Annotated in this window: 3 protein-coding genes; all 3 read left to right on the top strand. The window is 58.7% G+C overall.

Annotated features, from left to right (window positions below):
• Positions 1–498 (top strand): phage major capsid protein (locus QCE79_RS32965; protein WP_309851655.1); only part of this gene is annotated, 498 nt, incomplete at its 5' end.
• Between the two features lie 6 nt (positions 499–504).
• A complete protein-coding gene (locus QCE79_RS32960) occupies positions 505–846 on the top strand; it encodes a head-tail connector protein (protein ID WP_309851653.1) in 342 nt (113 codons plus the stop codon).
• The coding region (locus tag QCE79_RS32955) for a head-tail adaptor protein (RefSeq protein WP_309851650.1) at positions 846–1,042 on the top strand (197 nt) is incomplete at its 3' end. The genes QCE79_RS32960 and QCE79_RS32955, both read left to right, overlap by 1 nt.

The following is a 1,042-nucleotide window of genomic DNA, read 5'->3' as shown; positions in this document are numbered from 1 at the left end:
AAGGGCGGTGTGGCTGAAAAAAAACACCCATTCGGCGAGATTGGTATCGTAGGCTCGGGCACAGCGGGCGCAATCTCGTCAGACGCAATCATCGATCTTATCTACGATCTGCCATCGGCCTTCACCGGCAACGCGCGCTTTGCAATGAATCGCAACACGCAGCGCGCGGTGCGTAAGCTCAAAGATGGGCAGGGCAATTATTTGTGGCAACCGTCGTTCGTCGTTGGTCAGCCCCCGACCCTGGCAGGTTATCCGGTGACGGAAATGCCCGACATGCCGGACGTTGCGGTCGCTGCGACGCCGATCCTGTTTGGCGATTTCAAGCAGTCGTACCTCATCATCGATCGCATCAGCACTCGCTTATTGCGCGATCCCTACACGACCAAGCCGTATGTGATGTTTTACACGACTAAGCGTGTTGGCGGCGGCTTGCTCAATCCCGAACCGATGCGTGCGCTCAAGATCGACGGTGCAGCCTCGAAGAAGAGCGAGGTCTAATTCATCGTGGCGCTTGTGGATTTGCAGGTGGCGCTCGACTACCTGCGGGTCGATCCAGGCGTGGAAGATGGCGTGATTGAGGTGCTCGTGGAAGGGGCGATTCAGTATGTGGCGGATTACCTGAACCGGCAGGTGTTCGCCACAGAAGCCGAGCTTAAGGAGGCGCTTGCCAAGAACGAGGCGGGCACTCAGCCGATGGTCATCAATCCAGCGGTTCGCATGGCCATACTCAAAGTGGCCGCCGATCTTTATTCGAACCGCGAAAACAGTGCGCAAGGCTCGCTTTCCGAGGTGCCGCTGAGTGTTCGCAAGCTGTTGGCGGCTCATCGTCGCCGGCCGGGGCTGTAGTGAGCATCGGCAGCTTCAATCGGCGCGTGCGCATCGAGCAGCAAGACACGCAAAGTCCGCATTCCGATGGCATCCAATGGGTGCTCGTGGACACCGTATGGGCTGACGTGTTCATGGATAGTGGCCGGACGGTGATCGCCTCCGATGCACTCATCAGCGAGGTCCGGGCGAGTGTGCGCATTCGCTATCGACGGGA

The sequence above is a fragment of the Caballeronia sp. LZ003 genome, assembly GCF_031451465.1.
GTDB lineage: Bacteria > Pseudomonadota > Gammaproteobacteria > Burkholderiales > Burkholderiaceae > Caballeronia.
The sequence above is the reverse complement of the archived record's forward strand: the minus strand, read 5'-3'. Positions and strand labels throughout refer to the sequence as shown.